The sequence below is a fragment of the Pseudomonas sp. W3I7 genome, from assembly GCF_030816095.1.
Taxonomy (GTDB): Bacteria; Pseudomonadota; Gammaproteobacteria; order Pseudomonadales; family Pseudomonadaceae; genus Aquipseudomonas; species Aquipseudomonas salomonii.
In genome coordinates, this window is sequence record NZ_JAUSXP010000001.1 from 4724936 (window position 1) to 4740887 (window position 15952).

Genomic DNA, 15952 nt, shown 5'->3' on the forward strand with positions numbered 1-15952 from the left:
ATAAATTCGGCGACTGACACTCCGTTATCGCAGGCAAGCCAGCTCCCACATTAGTTTATGGGGCGTGTCAGATATTGGCGCGCAGGACGTTGTCAGGCAAAGGCTCACCCTTCTCTACACTGGCCGCAACGGCTGCAATCAAACCGCCCAGCTCATACCCCTGCTGCGCCAACCACGCCTGATCGTAATAAGTGCTCGCATACCGCTCGCCTCCATCACACAAGATCGCCACGATCGACCCCGACTCCCCCGCCGCTTTCATCTGTAGCGCCGCGACCAAAGCACCCACCAGGTTCGTCCCGCTGGAACCACCCACCCGCCGCCCCAAACGCTCGGCCAGGTAATGCATGGCCGCCAATGACAGCGCATCCGGCACCTTGACCATTGCATCGATCACCTTGGGTAAAAACGACGCCTCGACCCGTGGCCGCCCAATCCCTTCGATGCGCGAGCCGCAGTCCAGACGCAAGCTGGCGTCGCCCGTCTGGTAGTAGTCAAAAAACACCGAACGCTCGGCATCGGCACACAGCACGCGGGTGCAATGCTGGCGATAACGCACATAGCGGCCCAGGGTCGCCGTGGTGCCGCCGGTGCCCGGGCTGGAAATCAACCAGCTCGGCTCCGGGTAATGCTCAAAGCGCATCTGCTGGAATATCGACTCGGCGATGTTGTTGTTCGCCCGCCAGTCCGTCGCCCGCTCGGCGTAGGTGAACTGGTCCATGAAGTGACCGCCACTTTCCTTCGCCAAGCGTTCGGACTCGGCGTAGATCTGTGTCGGATCCTTTACCAGATGGCTCTTGCCACCATAGAAGGCAATCTGCTCGATCTTCGCCTGGGAGGTGGTGGCCGGCATCACTGCAATAAACGGCAGGCCGAGCAAGCGCGCAAAGTACGCCTCCGACACCGCCGTAGAACCGCTGGACGCCTCGATCACCGGCGCGCCGGGCTTGAGCCAGCCATTGCACAGCGCATACAGAAACAGCGAACGCGCCAGCCGATGCTTGAGGCTGCCGGTGGGGTGGCTGGACTCATCCTTGAAGTACAACTCGATACCCGGCAGCCCCGGCAACGGCAGAGGGATGAGGTGCGTGTCGGCGCTGCGCTGGAAGTCCGCTTCGATGATGCGGATGGCTTCGCGAGCCCAGGTACGGTGGTCGTTCATAAGGTGGGGCTCTAAGGGTTTCAGTCCCGATTTTAGGGGGTTTCCTACAGCGCACACAGATACAGTGACGACTCAAATAGACACACAATTGCTAGGCTTCGAAGCAAGCCCCGTCCTGACACTCTCTTATAACAAATAAGAATATAACTTTTGTTTTAACAACTAACAGTACGGGTTAGGGTACCCACCTATTGAACCTTATTGGAGAGCATCCCTTGCCTCTGCGTAGCACTTTCACCCGTTTCTTCCAGCTGGAAGCCGCCAGCGGTCTGTTACTGATCGCCGCTGCCGCTTTGGCGCTGATCATCAATAACTCACCGTTGTCGCATCTTTACGGCGCCTTCCTTGATACGCCGGTCGTGGCGCAGGTTGGCGCGCTGCAAATCGCCAAGCCGGCTCTGCTGTGGATCAACGATGGCCTGATGGCGCTGTTCTTCCTCTTGATCGGCCTGGAGGTCAAGCGCGAGTTGCTCGACGGCCACCTGTCCAAGCCATCGCAAGTGGTGTTGCCGGGGGCGGCCGCGATTGGCGGCATGGTGGTGCCCGCGCTGATCTATTGGGCGCTGAACAAGGACAACCCCGCCGCACTCGCCGGCTGGGCAATCCCGATGGCCACCGATATCGCTTTTGCACTCGGCGTCCTGGCCCTGCTGGGCAAGCGGGTGCCGGTGTCACTCAAGCTGTTCCTGATGACCCTGGCGATTATTGATGACCTGGGCGCCATCATCGTCATTGCGGTGTTCTACTCCGCCGAGTTGTCGAATGCGGCCCTGGCGGGCGCGGCCACATGCCTGGTCGCCTTGATCGCGATGAACCGCCTGGGCGTGGTCAAACTCGGCCCGTACATGATCATCGGCTTGATCCTGTGGGTCTGCGTGCTCAAGAGTGGCGTGCACGCCACCCTGGCCGGGGTGACCTTGGCGTTCTGCATTCCACTGCGCACCAAAAATGCCGAACCCTCGCCACTGCTGACCCTGGAGCACGCCCTGCACCCGTGGGTGGCCTACGCCATCCTGCCGTTGTTCGCCTTCGCCAACGCTGGCGTGTCGCTGACCGGGGTTACCCTGGACAGCTTCACTCACCACGTGCCCATGGGCATCGCCGCCGGCCTGCTGATCGGCAAGACCATCGGCGTGTTCGGCCTGACCTGGCTGGCGATCAAGACCGGTATCGCCGCCCTGCCCAGCGGCGCCAACTGGGGCCAGGTGCTGGGGGTGGCGATCCTGTGCGGTATCGGTTTCACCATGAGCCTGTTTGTCGGCTCCCTGGCGTTTGTGCCGGGCGCCAGTGAGTTCGCGGGTGAGGATCGGATGGGCATCCTGACCGGGTCGATCCTGGCAGCCTGTATTGGTTATGCGGTCACAGCCCTGGCCAGCCGCAAGAAAGCCTGAGCGCTCTGAAAGCCCCACAAAATGAAAGCCCCACAAAAAACCCCAACCGGTTACCCGGTTGGGGTTTTCTTTTGGCGAAGATGACACTTTTGCGCAACGCCTAAAGACTTTGCCCTGGCCGCCGACTAAGGATTGTGGCGATCCGCCTGCCCCGCCTGGGGCATCCGCCCGACACAGCTCTTCAACGCGTTCCCTGCCCGAGCGAAAACCCATGTTCCTGAGAAATATAAGAATTGCAGCCAGAGCCTTCATCGGCTTCGCTGCCATTGCGTCGCTGAGTGTGTTTCTCGGCCTGTTCGCGCTCAAGCAGATCGGCGAAGTGCAGTCCCAGGCTGCCGACATCCAAAACAACTGGATGCAGCGCGTGAGGATCCTGGCCCTGGCCAATGCCTCGCTGGATCGTTTTCGCTTGGGGGAAATGGCGCACATCCTGTCCGCAAGCGACGCCGACATGCAGACCTACGAGGACAAGTCCGCGGGGCGCCTGAAAAGCGTCAAGGAGCAACTGGCTCAATATGCCGCGCTGTTGCGCACGCCGGAGGAGAAATCGCGCCTGGAGGTGTTCAACCAAAGCCTGGAAGGGTACGCCAAGAACCACACCGAGATGCTCAAACGCTCGCGTTCAGGCGATAAGGCGGGCGCCCGTGACTTTCTCAACAGCATTCGAGAAAGCTATGAGCAGATGACCAAGAACTTCGATCAGTTGATCGACCTCGCCAACAAGGGCGCAGAACTTGCCGGCCAGACTTCCGTGGCCGCGTACCAGCATGCCGTGGGCGGTATCGCCATCGTCATCGTGCTGGTGAGTGGCGGCACGGTGCTGGTGGCCTGGCTGCTGACCCGCAGCATTACCGGCCCCATCATTGAAGCGGTACGGGTGGCTGAAACCATCGCCAAGGGCGATCTCACCCAGCCCATCAACCCGACCGGCAATGACGAAGCCACACGCCTGTTGCGGGCACAAGAGACCATGCGCAACAACCTGGTGCGGACACTGCGACAAATAACCGGCTCATCGAGCCAACTGGCAGCAGCGGCCGAGGAGCTGAACGCGGTCACCGCCGAGGGCAGCCGCGACCTGCAGCAGCAACATGGCGAAATCGAGCAGGCCGCCACCGCCGTCACCGAGATGACCACGGCCATTGAAGAGGTCGCCCGGAATGCCGCCACCACCTCCGACCTGTCCCAGGCGTCGCGCAGCATCGCCTTGAAAGGCCAGCAACGCATGCTTGAGGCGCTTACCTCCATCCAGGCCCTGACCCGTGGTGTAGAGCTAAGCTCCAGCCAAGTGGGCGGCCTGGCCGAGCAGGCCAAAGGCATCGGCAAGGTGCTTGACGTTATCCGCACCATTGCCGAGCAAACCAATCTACTGGCACTGAACGCGGCCATCGAGGCGGCTCGCGCCGGGGATGCCGGCCGTGGTTTTGCCGTGGTCGCCGACGAAGTACGCGCCCTCGCCCATCGCACCGCGCAGTCGACCCAGGAAATCGAGCAGATGATTGGCAGCATCCAGACCAACACCGCCAGCACCGTCAATACCATGCTCGACAGCAGCACCATGACTCAGCAAACCATAGGCCTGGCCGAACTGGCGCAGCAAGCGCTGGCGGATATTCTTGCCGCCAATGACGAGATCAACAACCGCAACCTGGTGATTACCACGGCGGCGGCAGAGCAAGCTGACGTTGCCCGGGCGGTGGACCGCAACTTGCTGAACATTCAACAGCTGTCGATTCAGTCCGCTGAAGGCTCGACTCAGACCACCGCCGCGTCGCAATCGCTTGCCAGCCTGGCGCATGAGTTGAATACGATGGTGAAGCACTTTCAGGTGTGAAGTGATGGGGTGAATGCTTGCCCGGACACTGTAACTGTGGCGAGGGAGCTTGCTCCCGCTGGGTCGCGTAGCGGCCCCTGCCCTTTGCTTTAAAAGCATGGGACTGCTACGCAGTCCAACGGGAGCAAGCTCCCTCGCCACAGGCAAACTTGGACATACTCGGCCCGCCCTTAAGTTGGGCCTTTGGATACAGGTCATTGTTTCCTGTGAGAATGCAACTGCGGCCGCAAACCGGGTTTGCTCTAAAAACCGCCCTACTAAGGCGGTTTTTTATGGCCTGCGATTTTTCAGGAAGTCGCAGGCAATAAAAAACCCCAACCCGTCACCGGGTTGGGGTTTTGCGTTTCTACCACCAGCGCTTAGCGCGTTACACGGCTGGTACCGTTAACCGTCATGATGCGCACGCGGTCGCCAATGCGGAAGATTTCATTTTCCTCCACGGCCTGAACGTAGGCGCGCATGCTGCCATCGTCTTCGCGAACGGTGATTTCCACGCCCTGGGTGCGAGTCAGGCCTTCTTCGGTGGCCGAACCCAGCAAGCCGCCAGCTACCGCGCCGATCACCGCGGTGACGATACTGCCACGGCCGCCGCCGATGGCGCTGCCACCGACACCGCCGATAACCGCACCGGCAGCACCGCCGATTGGGGTCTTGGTGCCTTCGATTTTCACCGGACGCAGGGATTCAATGGTGCCCATGCGCACGGTCTGTACACGACGCGCTTCGTCACGGGAGTACGAGTCGCCGGTCAGACTCGAGGCGCAGCCACCCAACAGCAACGACAAGGTGGTAAAGCAGGCAACTAGTAAAACAGACTTACGCATAGCATCAACTCCAAAGGACAGGTATTCATTAGACGCCGCTGCTTGGCGCCTGTCACGGCAAGCACGCCACAAAATTGCTTTCATTCAGCCTGAGTACAGACTGCCAGCACCAGAAAACTCGACGAACGGTAGCTCCCGCCCTGATCCAAAAATCACCTGGAAGCACTCTTTATTGTAGTCACGCAAACAAAAACGCCGAAGCCTCTGTGTAGAGACTTCGGCGTGATGATCAACATTCAGCTGGAATGACGAAAGGTGAAGCTCAGGGCGCCAGGCGCTCGCGCGTCCACTCGCCCGCTTGCAGGCGATAGTTCAGGCGGTCATGCAGGCGACTGGCGCGGCCTTGCCAGAATTCGATGCGCTCCGGCAACAAACGATAGCCACCCCAGTGCTCCGGGCAGTCGGGCTGGGTATCGCTGAAGCGCTGTTCGGTGGCCTTGAGCAAATCCTGCAGCGCCTGGCGGTCCCGAATAACCTGGCTTTGCGGCGAAGCCCAGGCACCAAGACGACTACCCAGCGGCCGGACCTGATAATAAGCATCCGACTCCTCAGGCGTGACCTTGACCACCCGCCCTTCGATGCGCACCTGGCGCTCCAGGGTCGGCCAGAAGAAGGTCATGGCCGCGAAAGGCCGTGCCGCAAGGTGTTCACCCTTGGCACTCTGATAGTTGGTGAAGAAGGTAAAACCCTGTGCATCCAGGCCCTTGAGCAGCAGGATGCGACAGTGCGGGCGACCCTCCTGGTCGACCGTCGCCAAGGTCATGGCATTGGCCTCCACCGGCGGCTGCTCGGTTTTCACCGCATCGCCGAACCATTGGTGGAACAACGCAAACGGCTCGTCCGGGGGCCTGGGCCTCGCTCAAACCGTCTCGTGTGTAGTCACGGCGCATATCGGCCAGTGCCTGGGTCATGCGGTTTTATCCTTTTTGTTTCAACGGATCAGTTTTTCGCCTGGTCGTTTGCTGCGGGCGCGTCGGCCTTGGGTGCAGCTTTCTTCGCGGCCGGCTTGGCAGCGGCTTTTTTCGCAGCGGGCTTGGCGGCGGCTTTCTTGGCCGGAGCCTTTTTCGCCGGGGCGGCTTTTTTCGCGGCCGGGGCCGGTACTGGGGCCGGCGCAGTTTGCACCGCGACCATGTCGGCGACCGGTGGTTTGCCCGAGTTGTACTTGCTCAGCAGTGCCAACATAGTTGTACGCTGAGTGAACATGATTTCCATGCGACGGTTCAGCGCACGTCCCTGATTACTGTCGTTGGCGGCACGCGGCATAAGGTCGCCCATGCCGCGCAGCATCAAGCGATCCTGCTTCAAGCCGCTGAGGCTGAAGATAGACGCGATGGATTGCGCACGCTCTTTGGTCAACGCCTGGCTGGCCGGGGCGGTACCTGTGGCATCGACGTGACCCAGGACCAGAACCGCGGTCTTGGGGTCAGCTTCAACAGCCTTGGCAACACGTGTGAATGGGCCGAGTGTGACCGGCAGCAGCATTGCCGGGCGTTTCGGGTTGTAAGAGCCGTCAACCGGGGCAATCACCACCAGTACGTTGTCACGACGTTCCAGTTGCAGGTTGCTGTCCTTGATGGCGGCGCGCAGACGCGGCTCATAATCATCCAGCCAGGCTTGGGTGATTTTCGGGTCGGGCATTTGCACGTTGGTCACATCGACCTTGGCCAGTGGCTTTGGCTTGCTTTCGAACGGCCACCACCATTTGGTTTCGGTGTCGGTCTTGGCGACAGCCGGCGCGGCATCCGGCGCGGAAGCGGGGATTGCGGCCTGGAGGTCGGCTTTCAGGTCGGCCTTGGCATCCGCCGCCTTTTCGTCGGCGCGCTTGGAAGCGAATGGCCACCAGTTGAAGCCGGTGTCAGCCTTGGCTACCGGTGCAGGTGCAGACGCTGGAGCTGGCGCTGGCGCTGGAGCAGTAGCGGCTACAGGCTCGACAGGCTTGGCGCCGGCGGCAGGTTTGGCATCCGGCTTGGTGTCGGTTTGGGTCACTGCGTCCTTGGTAGCAGCCTTGTCAGATCCAAATGACCACCAGTGCCCACCTTCGGCATCACTTTGTGGAGTTTGTGCGCAGCCAGTAATAGTGAGGCACAGCGCCAGTGCCAAGGACTTGTTCGATAACATGAGGTATCCACAAAATGAGAAAAAAACGGGGGGCCTGGTTGACCCGTTAAACAGACGCTTAGAGAACAGTAAAGTTACACAATTTCGTTCAGCGCCTTCTTATACTTGCCTTTGTAACAAAAAAACGTGAAACAGCAAGCTCTTTACAGACAACCGGCGAATATTCCGACCAACTTCTGCGCACGCGGGTCCATAAGTACATAAGGGCCCAGTGTATTAGTCACGAAACCAAATGCTACATCGCGCTCAGGGTCGGCAAACCCCACCGAACCACCGGCGCCAGGGTGGCCAAACGCACGCGGGCCAAGGCCAAAGGTGGCATTGGGCAGTTGCGGTTGATCCAACATGCACCCCAAACCGAAACGGGTTTGAGTCAATAATGTTTTGTCTGGCCCGATACTGTGTTCGCGGGTCAATTGTTCGAGCATGTCGCTCTCAAGCAAACTACCGTCCAACAATCCGCTATAAAAACCCGCCAGGCTGCGCGCATTACCGTGACCATTTGCCGCTGGCTGCTGCATCCGCCGCCATTCGGGCTTATTAGTGCTGGTCAGAATAGACGGTGGGTTGGCAAATGCGCGGGTAGTCATGGCATTAGGTTCGCGCATCATTACTTGAAGTAACCGCTGCGCCGCTTCATCGCCCATATTGCCTTTGCTGCGCGCTATATGTGCCACCCGATAAAACTCTTCGTCCGCCAAACCGACATGGAAGTCCAGGCCCAATGGCCGCGCAACCCGCGCCACAATCGACTCGCCCGGCCCGCGCCCATCGGCCCGGCGCAGCAACTCGCCAACCAGCCAGCCATAGGTGATGGCCTCGTAGCCGTGCCCTTCGCCCGGTGTCCACCACGGGGCTTCGGCCGCCAGGGTGTCGACCATCAATGGCCAGTCATACAGGGCTTCGGTCGGCAACATCTGGCGAATCGCCGGCAGCCCGGCCTGGTGGCAAAGCAACTGGCGCAGGGTAATGGTTTCTTTACCCGCCGCTGCAAACTCGGGCCAGTAGTCGGCAACCGGCGCATCCAGTTTCAGCTTGCCTTCGGCAACCAGCTGCAAGGCCGTGACGGCGGTGAAGGTCTTGGTGCAAGAGAACAGGTTGACGATGGTGTCGCTGTGCCAGGCCTCGGCACCGTCCTTATCGGCGGTACCGGCCCACAGGTCGACGACGGTTTCGCCGCCGATCTGGATACACAGCCCGGCACCACGCTCCTGCGGATCATCGAACAACGCGGCAAACGCTTCACGTACCGCTTCGAACTGGAGCTCGTAATGACCCTGAATCTGCACCTAAGCCGCCTTGGAAAACACCGTAAGAAGTGGCCGACATTGTTCCAGTCATTACAGGTTTTGTGAACCCGTCAATGATCAATCAATGGCCATTTCCAGAGTGCCCACCCGCATGCCCGGCGCCCTGCCCTGCGCCTTTGCCTTCATGCCCGGACTTGCCGCCTTCGTTCTCGCGAACCTTGCTCGCCGCCTTGGCTTTTTCGGCCTCCTTGCCCAGTTGGTCGACCGCCGCCAGGTTGCTTTTACGCACGCTGTCGACAAAGCCCTGGAACGGCACATCGGTGATGCCCACCAGCCCGAAGTGGCCGTTCTCGCCATCCAGCAGGCGCCCGGTGACCGGCTGGTCCAGGTACTGGAACCAATGCACGCCGACAATCGACGGCTCGGCCATAGCCTGCTTGAGGAAGTTGCTGTACGCCACGCCACGCTCTTCTTCACGGGCCAACTGCGTCACGCCGCCCCAGAACGGGCCACGGTCGGCCGAGCCGAAGTTGAACTCGGTGATCAGCACCGGTTTGTCCAGCGCGCGCAAGGCGGCAAAGTCATAACCATCCTGTGGCTTCAAGGTGTACATGTTGAAGCTCAGCACGTCGCAATACTGGGCGCAGGACGCCACGGCCTCGGGCGTGCTGACGGCATACCGACCACCCAGCAGCAACTGGTTGGGCGCGTGCCATTTCAACGAATCGGAGATGGTCTTGAAGTAGGCATCGGCGAAGGTCTTCTGGAAATATTTGAAGTCGGCTTCGATTTCCGGGTGCTCAGGGCTCGGCATCGGCGGCTCAAAGCCTGGGTCTTCCATCAGCTCCCAACCCGCCAGGTGGATGCCCCAGGCTTTCGACAGGCCTTCTTCGTTACGGTACTTGTCGCGCAATTGCTTGAGGAACGCGCGCTTGGCCGGTACATCGGTGGTCATGCGCAGCGTGCCGTAAGCCAAGGCGTAACGGGATTTTGGATCATCGCCGGGGCCGGCCCAGGCCAGCTCGTTGTCGGCAAAATAGCCGATCAGCCACGGATCATCACGGTGGTCGCGGGCGGCAATGGCCACGGCGCGTTCGGTGGCCATGGCAAAGCGCGGGTCGAACGGGTCGGGCATGCCACCCCACCAGTCGGTGCCGGTGCTGATGCTGGCGTAATCACCGACAATCGACAGCGGCAAGGTGTACGGCACGCGGTCGGCGCGGGCCAGGTCCTCATCGCTCCAGTTGCCCACGGTGTTGAAGCCCCAGGCTTGCAGGCGGTCGAGGGTGTGGCTGACCCAGCGCTTCTGGTCGAAACCTTCGCCGCCGTAGGTACGTTGCAAGTTGGCGCCGTAGAAATCGTACCAACGCCCTACACTGAAGCCCCGGCCTTGATCGGCACCGTTGCCGCCCCGGTTGTCGCCACTGCCGTAATACTTGTCGAACGGTTCACCGGCCTTGGGCAACGCGGCGAACATCCACTCACGACCGGCCACGTAGGTCTGGTTGTTGTCCGGCGCCACAGTGTTAACACCCAACGAATAGAACGGATGGCCTTGCGGCGTCACCAGGTACCAGCGACCGTCACGCTTCTCGGTGCGGAAAAAACCACTGGCGTCGAACGCCGGGCCTTTGTTCCAGCCGCCGTATGGGTCCAGAGCGGATTTGTCGCGCTCGGCCAGCCAGCCCTTGAGCTGCTGCTGCTCCTTGGCCGCTGCGGCTTTGAGTTGCTCGTCACTGCTGACCTTTTCCGGCCAGCGCGCACGGGTAGATTGGCCATACGCGTCCACCAGTTCGCTGTAGGCCGCCTTCAGTACCGGCTCGCTGTCCTGCACGCCAAAACGCTCAAGCAAAATGCTTTGGGCAGCGTTGGGCTTGAGCATCGACAGGGTGACCGAGGCCACCTGGCTGCGGTCGATCTCGCCGGCACTGGCGGCCAGCAATACACGCTGGCCGTCCACGGTAATCGGCATCGGCGGGCCGGCCTTCATGCCCTGGCTCAGCGGCGAGTTGGCCTGCAACGGAATCAACAGGGTCTGGGCCGGGCCGGCCGGCAGGTCGATGCGGCTGACCAGGGTCTTGCCGTCAGTACTCTGGACTTTGACATACAAGGTCAACGCCCAATCCATGGCGCTTTGGATACGCAGGCTCATGGCGCCGGACTGCGACCAGTCCCACACGCCAGTTTGCGGGCTGAGCACCAGGCTCGGCTCGGCCGCCGGGTTGAAGGTGATGCGGCGCAGCACCTCGCCTTCGGGGGTTTGTTCGGCGTTGTATTGCGGCAGGCTGGCGTCCTGGGTCGCCACCTTGACCACATCGGCAGGCCGGACGAAGTTGAACAGCGTTTGTTGCCCGGCAGGCGCGGCCATCAAGGGCGCAGCGAACAACAAGGCAAAAAGAGCGGGCAGCGTGCGAATCATACGAACAAGGTTCTCCCAATCGGCCGGTGACTGGCCTGATGACATAAAGCGTTGGCAGTGAGATAGACCACGAAGTGGGCGACTTCGCCCACAGTGGCTTAAGAAATTAGCGGCTTAAGAAATTTCGCGCCTGAAGGGCGGCAAGGCATTAAGGATAGCTTTGCCATAGCGCTGCGTGACCAAACGGCGGTCGAGCAAGGTGATGGTGCCGCGGTCTTCCTCGGTACGCAGCAAGCGACCGCAGGCCTGGACCAGCTTCAAGGACGCATCCGGCACCGAGATTTCCATGAACGGGTTACCGCCCCGCGCCTCGATCCACTCGGCCAAGGCTGCCTCGACCGGGTCATCCGGTACCGAGAACGGAATCTTGGCAATCACCACGTGCTCGCAGTAGGCGCCGGGCAAGTCCACGCCTTCGGCAAAACTGGCGAGGCCGAACAGCACGCTGGAATCGCCGCCATCCACCCGCGCCTTGTGTTTATTGAGGGTTTCCTGCTTGGACAGGTTGCCCTGGATAAACACTTGTTTGCGCCAGTCGCGGTCGAGGCCGTCGAACACGTCCTGCATCTGTTTACGCGACGAAAACAGCACCAGCGTGCCGCGTGACCCTTCGACCAGCTCCGGCAAGTCGCGAATAATCGCCGCCGTGTGCGCGGCCGCATCCCGTGGGTCGGCCCTGAGGTCCGGTACGCGCAGCACGCCAGCATCGGCATGGTGGAACGGGCTCGGCACCACGGCCGTCACCGCTTTTTTCGGCAACCCGGCGCGCATGCGGAAACGGTCGAAAGTGCCCAGGGCCGTCAGCGTGGCCGAGGTCACCAGGCAGCCATAGGCCACGTTCCACAAATTGCGGCGCAGCATTTCGGCCGCGAGGATGGGGCTGGCGTTGACCTCGATATCAAACAACGCACCGCTTTCCGACAGGGTCAGCCAACGCGCCATCGGCGGGTTGTCTTCCGGGTCTTCGACGGTGAAGGCGGTCCACAACTCCCAGTTGCCCTGGGAGCGCGACAACAGGCTGCCGAACAGTGGGTACCATTCCTCGGCCTGGTTGCTGGCGATGCCGATATTGACCTCGCCGTCCATGCCTTCCTTGAGCAAGTCGGTGAGGCGTGTGAACAGGTCGGTGAGGCGTGAAAAGCCTTTCTTCAGCTCAATGCCCATTTCGCGCATATGCTCGGGGATCAGCCCGCCGACAAAGCGGTGGCGCGGCCGCTCACGGCCCTCCACGTCTTCACCGGGCTTGAAGTCGGCGACTTGCTCGCAGGCGCTGAACATGAATTGCTGCTGGGTCTTGATCTCCCGCGCCAGCTCCGGCACTTGCTCGATCAATTTGCCCAAATCGCCGGGCAGCGGGTGCTGGGCCAGCAGTTTGGTGAGGTTCTTGGCGGTGGTTTCCAGCCAGTCGGCGGTGGAACGCAGGCGCGTGTAATGGGCGAAGTGGCCGATGGCCTTGTCCGGCAAGTGGTGGCCTTCGTCGAATACGTAGAGGGTGTCGCGTGGGTCGGGCAATACCGCGCCGCCGCCCAGGGCCAGGTCGGCCAGTACCATGTCGTGGTTGGTGACAATCACGTCAACCTTGCCCATGCCTTCGCGGGCCTTGTAGAAGGCGCACTGGCCGAAATTGGGGCAATGGCGGTTGGTGCACTGGCTGTGGTCGGTGGTCAGGCGTGCCCAGTCCGAATCTTCCAGGGCCGTGGGCCAGCTGTCGCGGTCGCCGTCCCATTTATTGCCGGCCAGCTTCTCGATCATGCTGGTAAACAGCTTCTGGCTGACTTCATCCACCTCGATCTTGAAGCCTTCTTCTTCGAACAAGGAGGCAGTGGCGGTTTGCGCGTGGCCTTCCTGCAACAATACGTCGAGCTTGGACAGGCACATGTAGCGCCCACGCCCCTTGGCCAGGGCGAAGGTGAAGTTCAGGCCGCTGTTGCGCATCAGGTCGGGCAGGTCCTTGTAGACAATCTGTTCCTGCAGGGCGACGGTGGCGGTGGCGATCACCAGGCGCTTGCCGGCGGCCTTGGCGGTCGGGATCGCGGCCAGGCTGTAGGCCACGGTCTTGCCGGTGCCGGTGCCGGCCTCGACGGCCACGATCGCAGGGTCGCCACTGCGTCGACCTTCGTCGTCGGTGTCGATATCCCCGAGGACCTTGGCCACTTCGGCGATCATCAGGCGTTGGCCATAGCGCGGTTTCAAGCGCTTGGCTTCGAGAAAACGCGAATAGGCGCCCTGGATCGTGGTTTTGAGTTCAGTGCTGATCATGGATAGTCGGGCGCAAAAAACGCTGGATAAATTTTCAGTGGTTCGGATCGGCCGCTATCATACCCCGCTAATTAATCCCGCGCAGAACGGAGTACCACAATGACCGCGTTTAGCCTCGCTTACACCCTGCATGTACTGGCCGCCCTGGTTTGGGTCGGCGGTATGTTTTTCGCCTGGATGATCCTGCGCCCCGCCGCTATGGCGGCACTTGAGGGCCCCGCCCGGCTCAAGCTGTGGGCAAATGTGTTTCAACGTTTTTTTGTGTGGGTCTGGGTCGCGGTGCTGATTTTGCCGATCAGCGGCATTGGCCTGTTGCAACTGCGCTTCAGTGGTTTTGAGACTGCGCCGCGCTATGTACAGGTGATGATGGGGTTGTACCTGGTGATGACGGCGCTGTTTATCCGCATCCAGGCACTGAAGTTCCCGGAACTGCGCGCAGCGGTGGCGGCTGAGGATTGGCCGACGGGTGCGGCCGCGCTGGGCCAGATCCGCAAATTGGTAGGGATCAATTTGATTGTGGGGTTGGTGGTGGTGGCGATTGCTTCGGCGCGGCCGATGTTCTGAGGCGGCTGTTAGTCCGCCATCGCGGGCAAGCCCGGCTCCCACATTTGGAATGCATTCCAACCTGTGGGAGCCGGGCTTGCCCGCGATAGCGTCAGTTCAAGCGACTCACAACCGCTGAATGGTCACAGCGCCCGCAGGCCCAGCCGGCCCCGGCTGGCCTTCCAGCCCTGGCCGGCCTTTATCGCCGCCATCGGCGCGGTACACCAGGCAGCCCTTGGACTGCCCGCCTTTGCCCGGCTTACCCGCCGTACCGGCCAAGCCGCCCGGCCCGCCGTCGACCCAGACCTTGATCTGCTCAGCCGGGAAGCTCTGTGGCAGCTCGACCCGCACAGTCGCCCCCGACGCGCCCGGCAGGCCGTCGCCGCCGTTATCGCCATTGGCACCACGCCCGGCGGAACCCCAGGTGCAACCCGGGTCCACGCCGTTGGCGCCATCCAGGCCGGCATAACCCTGGGCACCGGCGCCGCCACGGGCGTCCACCGACAGCTCATCGGCGGTCAGCGCGTTAATGCGCAGCACCAGGTCACGCCCAGCCTTGGCCGGTTTTTCGTGGGTACCGGGAGCCCCGCGCGACGTAATCTGGCTGCCATGCTCCAGCTGCGCATTACGCACCTGCAATTGCAGCGCGGTATTGCCGGGGGCGATGGTGATGCGCGCCTCACGGCCCAGGTGCAGCTCATCCACGGTCACTTGGCTGATGGTGGCCGGCACCAGCAATGTGCCGTAGTCCGCCACATCCAGGCGCTCCAGTTGCAACACGCTGGTGCTGCTGGGCAGGCGCATCAGCGAGTTGGTTTCGACACTGACGCTCTGCGCCAGAGCAATGGGGCTGACCAACAGGGCCAACAGAAAAACCTTATGCATGATTGGCCTCCTTGTTCGTTTCATTAACCGTTGCAGGCGCCGACAGGCCCCGCACATGGAACATCCCCACCAGCAGAATCTGCAAGCGGTCACGCCAAGGGTGGGCACGGTGTTTCAAGCTGCTGTTGAACAACAGCAATTCAAACAGGTGGGTAAGCAACAACAGACTGCCGGCCAGACTGACCAACAGGTGAAACGGATTGGTCAGCGGCCGGAACAGGTTGACCAGCACCACCACCCAGAACAGCAACGTCAGAAACTTCCCCAGCCCCCAAAACACCTTCATCCCGCATGCCCCTGCCTATTATTCTTTGGGCGCACAGTACCGACTTCTGCAGGCGATATGCCAGTGAAGGATGAAAAAACTTGCCAGGGCTCGCCGGCACTGCCCCTGCGGCGCCCGCAGGGGCAGGGGCTGTCAGCGGTTGATGTGGATTTCCACGCGACGGTTCAACGCACGCCCTTCAGCGGTTTTGTTGTCGGCCACTGGGTGGCTTTCGCCGGCACCGGTCACCGAGACAAAGTTGCTGCGAGGCACACCGGAGCTGACCAGGTAATCCGTCACCGAGTGGGCGCGTTTGTCCGAGAGCTTCTGGTTGTAGGCATCTTTACCGACGCTATCGGTATGCCCGCTGACCCGCAGCTGCGCGCCTGGGGCTTCTTGTTTCAGGCGCGTGGCGATGGTGTCGAGCTTGGTTTTGTCCGCGGCCGTCAGCTTGGCGGAGTCGAACTGGAAGTGCACGTCACGAATCACGATGGTTTCTTCCTTGACCACCACCACTTCCTCAACCACTGCGGCCGGCGGTACGGGTGGGCAACCGTTGGCATCGACCTGCACGCCTTTTGGCGTGCCAGGGCACTTGTCGCGGCTGTCCGGCACACCGTCACCATCTTCGTCGCCATCGCCATGCACCCAGCAATAGGCGCCGGCCATGCCGCCGATCAACAGCGCGCCTGCGCCTGCATACGCTGAACTTTCAGTAGCGCCAATCGCGGCGCCCGTCACACCACCGACTGCAGCACAGGTGGGCCAATCGGTTTTTTGCAACCCTGCGCAACCTGTCAATACTCCGGTTAGCAGAACCAAGGGTAGAGCTGTCCGCATGATGCTCATGTGATTTCTCCTGAGGGTATCGGCGGGGGCCGACAGGTGGAGTAAAGACCGCTCTTTTCATCTGCGCCAGTACGCTACACCCCCGGTTTCATTGAGGATCGCCGCACTTGTAGGACTTTTCGCCGCCGCCCGCTCTAGGCCCGCACGCTCAGC

The 15952-nt window shown here is 61.3% G+C and carries 12 protein-coding genes and 1 pseudogene; 3 read left to right on the forward strand and 10 right to left on the reverse strand.

Annotation, left to right across the window (positions count from 1 at the left end):
• Nucleotides 1-67: 67 nt before the first annotated feature.
• Nucleotides 68-1162 (reverse strand): PLP-dependent cysteine synthase family protein, encoded by a 1095-nt coding sequence (locus QF043_RS21905; RefSeq protein ID WP_307420160.1) that lies wholly within the window; start codon nt 1160-1162, stop codon nt 68-70.
• A 215-nt stretch (nt 1163-1377) separates the two neighbouring features.
• Here QF043_RS21905 and nhaA point away from each other — a divergent pair, with 215 nt between their 5' ends.
• Nucleotides 1378-2553, forward strand: a complete 1176-nt coding sequence (nhaA, locus tag QF043_RS21910) for a Na+/H+ antiporter NhaA (protein ID WP_056857492.1) — start codon at nt 1378-1380, stop codon at nt 2551-2553.
• 211 nt (nt 2554-2764) lie between these two features.
• A complete protein-coding gene (locus QF043_RS21915; RefSeq protein ID WP_307420162.1) occupies nt 2765-4387 on the forward strand; it encodes a methyl-accepting chemotaxis protein in 1623 nt (540 codons plus the stop codon).
• Nucleotides 4388-4746: 359 nt separating this feature from the next.
• Here QF043_RS21915 and QF043_RS21920 read toward each other — a convergent pair whose 3' ends face one another.
• The 6 genes and pseudogenes from QF043_RS21920 to dinG form a co-directional block, all read right to left on the reverse strand.
• The gene (locus QF043_RS21920) at nt 4747-5211 is read right to left on the reverse strand and encodes a glycine zipper 2TM domain-containing protein (protein WP_056857494.1); all 465 of its coding nucleotides are present in this window, start codon (nt 5209-5211) and stop codon (nt 4747-4749) included.
• Between the two features lie 262 nt (nt 5212-5473).
• Nucleotides 5474-6122, reverse strand: a pseudogene (gene pdxH / locus QF043_RS21925) (pyridoxamine 5'-phosphate oxidase).
• A 28-nt stretch (nt 6123-6150) separates the two neighbouring features.
• Nucleotides 6151-7329, reverse strand: a complete 1179-nt coding sequence (locus tag QF043_RS21930) for an OmpA family protein (protein WP_307420163.1) — start codon at nt 7327-7329, stop codon at nt 6151-6153.
• 143 nt (nt 7330-7472) lie between these two features.
• Nucleotides 7473-8618 (reverse strand): serine hydrolase domain-containing protein, encoded by a 1146-nt coding sequence (locus QF043_RS21935; protein WP_307420164.1) that lies wholly within the window; start codon nt 8616-8618, stop codon nt 7473-7475.
• Nucleotides 8619-8700: 82 nt separating this feature from the next.
• Nucleotides 8701-10998, reverse strand: a complete 2298-nt coding sequence (locus QF043_RS21940; protein ID WP_307420165.1) for a beta-galactosidase — start codon at nt 10996-10998, stop codon at nt 8701-8703.
• A 114-nt stretch (nt 10999-11112) separates the two neighbouring features.
• Nucleotides 11113-13257 (reverse strand): ATP-dependent DNA helicase DinG, encoded by a 2145-nt coding sequence (gene dinG / locus QF043_RS21945; protein WP_307420166.1) that lies wholly within the window; start codon nt 13255-13257, stop codon nt 11113-11115.
• A 99-nt stretch (nt 13258-13356) separates the two neighbouring features.
• Here dinG and QF043_RS21950 point away from each other — a divergent pair, with 99 nt between their 5' ends.
• The gene (locus QF043_RS21950) at nt 13357-13821 is read left to right on the forward strand and encodes a CopD family protein (protein WP_099485858.1); all 465 of its coding nucleotides are present in this window, start codon (nt 13357-13359) and stop codon (nt 13819-13821) included.
• 105 nt (nt 13822-13926) lie between these two features.
• Here the strand turns inward: QF043_RS21950 and QF043_RS21955 are convergent, their stop codons facing one another.
• The 3 genes from QF043_RS21955 to QF043_RS21965 form a co-directional block, all read right to left on the reverse strand.
• Nucleotides 13927-14685, reverse strand: a complete 759-nt coding sequence (locus QF043_RS21955) for a collagen-like protein (RefSeq protein ID WP_307420168.1) — start codon at nt 14683-14685, stop codon at nt 13927-13929.
• Nucleotides 14678-14971, reverse strand: a complete 294-nt coding sequence (locus tag QF043_RS21960) for a DUF1145 domain-containing protein (RefSeq protein ID WP_307420169.1) — start codon at nt 14969-14971, stop codon at nt 14678-14680. Before QF043_RS21960 ends, QF043_RS21955 begins: the two co-directional genes overlap by 8 nt.
• Nucleotides 14972-15103: 132 nt before the next feature.
• The gene (locus QF043_RS21965; protein ID WP_307420170.1) at nt 15104-15799 is read right to left on the reverse strand and encodes an OmpA family protein; all 696 of its coding nucleotides are present in this window, start codon (nt 15797-15799) and stop codon (nt 15104-15106) included.
• Nucleotides 15800-15952: the final 153 nt, after the last annotated feature.

Bases quoted from the DNA above. Each gene is read 5' to 3' on its own strand.
- QF043_RS21905 (WP_307420160.1), bottom strand. From the start codon at position 1,162: ATGAACGACCACCGTACCTGGGCTCGCGAAGCCATCCGCATCATCGAA.
- QF043_RS21965 (WP_307420170.1), bottom strand. From the start codon at position 15,799: ATGAGCATCATGCGGACAGCTCTACCCTTGGTTCTGCTAACCGGAGTA.
- QF043_RS21930 (WP_307420163.1), bottom strand. From the start codon at position 7,329: ATGTTATCGAACAAGTCCTTGGCACTGGCGCTGTGCCTCACTATTACT.
- QF043_RS21940 (WP_307420165.1), bottom strand. From the start codon at position 10,998: ATGATTCGCACGCTGCCCGCTCTTTTTGCCTTGTTGTTCGCTGCGCCC.
- QF043_RS21960 (WP_307420169.1), bottom strand. From the start codon at position 14,971: ATGAAGGTGTTTTGGGGGCTGGGGAAGTTTCTGACGTTGCTGTTCTGG.
- QF043_RS21950 (WP_099485858.1), top strand. From the start codon at position 13,357: ATGACCGCGTTTAGCCTCGCTTACACCCTGCATGTACTGGCCGCCCTG.
- QF043_RS21920 (WP_056857494.1), bottom strand. From the start codon at position 5,211: ATGCGTAAGTCTGTTTTACTAGTTGCCTGCTTTACCACCTTGTCGTTG.
- QF043_RS21915 (WP_307420162.1), top strand. From the start codon at position 2,765: ATGTTCCTGAGAAATATAAGAATTGCAGCCAGAGCCTTCATCGGCTTC.
- QF043_RS21955 (WP_307420168.1), bottom strand. From the start codon at position 14,685: ATGCATAAGGTTTTTCTGTTGGCCCTGTTGGTCAGCCCCATTGCTCTG.
- dinG (WP_307420166.1), bottom strand. From the start codon at position 13,257: ATGATCAGCACTGAACTCAAAACCACGATCCAGGGCGCCTATTCGCGT.